Below are 4,392 nucleotides of genomic sequence, written 5' to 3'. Positions count from 1 at the left end.
CTGGTTCCCTGGTTCCCTGGTTCCCTGGTTCCCTGGTTCCCTGGTTCCCTCTTATTGTATCCAACGCCGTGGGAAACCACTATGAGTGGGGCGTGGATGCGGTGGAGGTCGCCGCCGTAGCTGGCGGCAATGGCGAGATCGAAGGTGGTCGCGATCGCCTGTGTCCAGGGAATTGTCAGAGCGCCATTTTCGGCGAGAAACTGGCGGACACCATGCGTGAACGGCGAGGACTGAGTCCAGGTGAAGACAACCTGGATGCGAGGGTCGGAGTCGAAGGTCGCCAGCGCGTCAAGGAGCCGGGTCATCGCCGTGACGTTGTGGACGACAGCGAGAACGGTGCGCTGTTGGTGGAGCGTGACCCAGCCCTCGGCGTCAGATCCGATGGGGACCCTGGCCCACGGTTGGTGCGACACGTGGTGGTCAGTTGCCGTGGCCGGCCCCGCCAAGAGTGATGTTGCCATAGACGGTGCGAGTCTGAACGAGACCGCCGTCGACACGGGCATGGTCACCGACAATGTTCGTGACTGAACCGGCAGTGCCCTCGTCAGGTGTCACGTTAGCTGTCCAGGAACGCAGAGCTTCGGCGAAAGCGGGATCATGGAGTGCTTGGGCGGCGAGGAACAGAGACAGAGTTTGGACCGCATTCGTGTCGGCCTCCAGATCGGAGGGCTCCCGTTCGACGAGATCCCGGGCAGGCGARCCGGAACCGAACGTCCGACGGATCAGACCCACCAGGGACTGCCACACCTGCGCGCCGGCTTCTCCCGCCGTTCCCGCGAGGACTGCTGTGAGCGCCGCGACCAGTGCCGGAACGCTCAACGGATCGAGATCCATACATTCAGGGTACCCGGACGGCCCCACGCGCACTGCCGGATGGCAAACCCTGGCGAGACGCTGTACYAGGCCTTGCCTGCAAGGCCGCACAGCCGGTGCCAGGTGGTCTCGCTTCGTACATCGATGGGCTGCTATGCGTCCGAGGTGTCGTACCGTGATGATGTCAGGTGGCGAGGGTGAGCTTCGAGATGAGCGGATGGCAGCGGTGCCGATCATCGAGCCGCACGGTGGGAGTGACACGGTTTGGTCAGCGGCGAGCCATCCTCGGAAGACGATGCCGCCGGTCGTCTCGACAGCGGCTGGCATTCGTCGATGCACAACACGATCTCCGGGCACGCCGGGAATGTCGTCCAGGCCGGGCGCATCGACGCGGTGCATGTCCATCCCGCCCCGCAGCCGGTGGTACGGGTTCCCACACAGCTTCCGGCAGCCGTGGGTGGCTTCGTCGACCGACGGCTGGAGCGGGACCATCTGGACGCGATCATGAGACGGGATCCCGACCTGGCGCGGCCGACGGTCGTGCTGGTGAGCGGCATGCGGGGGGTCGGTAAGTCGGCGGCCGCCGTGCGATGGGCACACGAGATCAGGCACAGGTTCGGGGATGGCCAGCTTTACGCGGAGCTCGGCACGTTGGCCCACCGGGGCGCTGTCGAGACCGGTGACGTGCTGCGGCTGTTCGTCAGAGCGCTCGGTGTGGATATCGACGGCGTACCACTCACGCTTGAGGAACTCACCGCGGTGTTCCGGGACCGCACCTCGGGCCGCCGTCTGCTGATCCTGATCGAGGACGCGGCATCTCCCGCACAGGTCATACCCCTGCTGCCGGCGTCCGAGAACAGCGTCGTCCTCGTGACAAGCCAGTATCGGCTCCGCGGACTCCTGCATGACGGCGCGGAACTGCTGCCTCTCGGGCCTTTGTCCGACGAGCACGGCGTGGACCTCCTGGAGCGGATGGTCGGCCGCTCCCGCCTCGACGCCGAGCGGGACGCAGCGCGGGCGATCGTCCGCTACTGCGGCGGGCTGCCGCTCGCACTGCGCATGATCGGCGGCCGGCTCAAGACCCGACCCGGCTTGAGGATGGCCGAGGTGTCCCGCATGATGGCGGACGAACGAGGGCGGCCGACCATGCCCGCCGACGACGAGCAGGCGATCGAAGCAGCGTTCGCGGTCGCCTACGACGGTTTGCTGGACGACGCACGCGCTCTCTACCGCTGGCTCGGTCTGCATCCGGGAAGCGAGGTCAGCGCCGACCTGGTCGCGGCCGCCACGGGCATCTCCCGCGGCGATGTCGACCGTCTGCTCGACATCCTCGTCACGGCGAACCTCCTCGCAGAGGTCGGCGACGACCAGCGTTACCGCTGCCACGAACTGCTCTGGGCACACGCCAGACGACGCAGTGAGCTCCTCGACGACGTGGACGTGCGCGACACCGCCTTTCGCCGCCTGGCCATGGCGTACCTGCGCCAAGCGGTGTACGCCGACCACGCCGTCATGGGCCCGCGCCTTCGTCTCGCGCACCATGCGTGGTTTGCCCCCGAGCAGTCCCTGTTCACCACCGCGGCAGAGGCGTTGAACTGGCTCGAGACCGAACGGCGAAACCTGCTCGGCGTCGTCCAGGAGGCTGCGCAACGCCACTGGGACAGCATCGTGTGGTGGATGTGCGAAGCCTTATGGGCGCTCTATCTCAACCGGAAACACTACGCGGAATGGGTAGAGTCCCACGAGCTGGCAGTCGCTGCGACGCTGCGGCTCGGTGATCGCGCTGCCGAGGCGCGGATGCGCAGTCAGCTTGCACGCGCGCAGATGGAGCTGGAGCAGTACCACGACGCACGCCTCGAACTGGCCGCTGCCGCTGAAGCCGCGGTCACGGCGGGGAACCGGCGGCTTGAGGCCTCCGTGCTCGAATTCACCGGCCGCGTGCTGCTCGAGCAGGGCACGGACCTCGCCGCGGCCGAAGCAGCTTTCACGGCCGCGATCGAGCTCAACACCGACATCGGTAACCGACGGGGCGCCGCCATCTCCCTGCATCATCTCGGCCGCGCCTATCGACAGCAGGGCCGGTTCGACGACTCCGTCTCCTCCCTCGGGCAGGCACTGGCGGTCTTCGAGGAACTCGCCGACGAACACAACCAAGGCCGCATACTGATCAGTCTGGGCGAGGCCCAGCGGGATCGAGGCGCATACGAGGACGCCAAAGAAGCACTGGACCGCTCCATCGGTATCATGCGACGGCGCGGCGTGCCCTTCCAGATCGGCCAAGCGCTCGAGGTGCTCGCCGCGCTGGCCCACCTCATGGGTGACACCGCCACCGAACGCCGACATCAACGCGACGCACTCGACCTCTACCAAACGGTGGGAAGCCCGCAGGCGGCGCGCCTCCGTGCCGTTCTCGGGATTGAGAGCGAGGGTCAATAATGATCCCGCGTCCGGCCTGCAAGTTGCACCTCACGGAGACGGTATGGAACTGTAATGAAATAACTTGATTTTCTTGTTCGGTTGGTGATCGGCTTGTGTGATTGCCTGGATACAGTCCGGGCTGTGGCGGTTGACCGGTCGATGGAGTTCGCGGCGATGGCCGCACGCCTTGAGGTGCTGTTGCCGCGGTTGAACGAGCGGGACCGGCGGCTGGCGTTGGGGGCGGAGGCGCGTTCCTGGGGGTATGGGGGCATTGCCGCGGTCGCGCGGGCGACCGGCGTCGCGAAGGGGACGATCGCCAGAGGTCGTGCGGAGGTGGACGCCGACCCTGAAGAACCGACACGGGTGCGGGCCACCGGTGGCGGCCGGAAGCGGGCAGAGATCGCCAACCCGGGTCTGTCCGAGGCGCTCGACAGCCTGGTCGAGCCCGAAACCCGGGGGGATCCGGAATCGCCACTGCGGTGGACGACGAAGTCGACCCGGCACCTGGCCCGTGAGCTGACCCGGATGGGACATACGGTCAGTCATTCCGCGGTCGCCACGATCCTGCGCGCCCAGGGCTACAGCCTGCAGTCGACGCGTAAGACGTTGGAAGGCACGCAGCGGCCGGATCGCGACGCCCAGTTCGGCTACCTCAACGCCACCGCCGCGGAGYTCCTTGCTGCCGGCGACCCGGTGATCAGCGTCGACACGAAGAAGAAGGAGCTGGTCGGGCGCTTCGGTCAGGCCGGCCGGGAGTGGCACCGCACCGGCGAGCCGGAGCAGGTCAACACCCACGACTTCCCGCAGCTCGCCGACGGGAAGGCCATCCCGTACGGCGTCTACGATCTCGCGGACAATTCTGCCTGGATCTCTGTCGGTGTCGACCACGACACCTCCGCGTTCGCGGTCGCCACCATCAGGAAGTGGTGGGAGGAGATGGGCCGGGGCAAGTACCCGAACGCGCGCCGGCTGCTCATCACCGCGGATTGCGGAGGTTCCAACGGGAACCGCCCCTGGCTCTGGAAGCACGAACTCGCGAAACTCGCCGTTGATACCGGCCTTCATATACGGCAGCTGTAGATAGGTCTGGCGGTGCTCGTCGCTGCTGTTCGGCGGCTTGAGGGGGTGGCTGCAAGCATGAGGACGGCCGCCTTGATCATG

Annotated in this window: 3 protein-coding genes and 1 pseudogene; 2 read left to right on the top strand and 2 right to left on the bottom strand. The window is 66.7% G+C overall.

The window, feature by feature from the left end:
- Both BBK14_RS39290 and BBK14_RS37730 read right to left on the bottom strand, forming a co-directional pair.
- Positions 1 to 305 (bottom strand): hypothetical protein (locus BBK14_RS39290; protein ID WP_476739386.1); only part of this gene is annotated, 305 nt, incomplete at its 3' end.
- Between the two features lie 115 nt (positions 306 to 420).
- On the bottom strand, positions 421 to 834 hold the full coding sequence (locus BBK14_RS37730) for a hypothetical protein (RefSeq protein WP_131802196.1): 414 nt from the start codon (positions 832 to 834) through the stop codon (positions 421 to 423).
- A gap of 243 nt (positions 835 to 1,077) precedes the next feature.
- On the opposite strand from BBK14_RS37730, the gene BBK14_RS08445 reads away from it, so the two are divergent.
- Together BBK14_RS08445 and BBK14_RS08440 are read left to right on the top strand one after the other, a co-directional pair.
- Positions 1,078 to 3,249, top strand: a complete 2,172-nt coding sequence (locus BBK14_RS08445) for a tetratricopeptide repeat protein (RefSeq protein ID WP_071060773.1) — start codon at positions 1,078 to 1,080, stop codon at positions 3,247 to 3,249.
- Positions 3,250 to 3,354: 105 nt separating this feature from the next.
- A pseudogene (locus BBK14_RS08440) lies at positions 3,355 to 4,299 on the top strand (ISAzo13 family transposase); the annotation flags it as partial.
- Positions 4,300 to 4,392: the final 93 nt, after the last annotated feature.

The sequence above is a fragment of the Parafrankia soli genome (assembly GCF_001854695.1).
GTDB classification, from domain to species: domain Bacteria; phylum Actinomycetota; class Actinomycetes; order Frankiales; family Frankiaceae; genus Parafrankia; species Parafrankia soli.
This window is presented reverse-complemented; position numbering and strand designations above follow the sequence as displayed.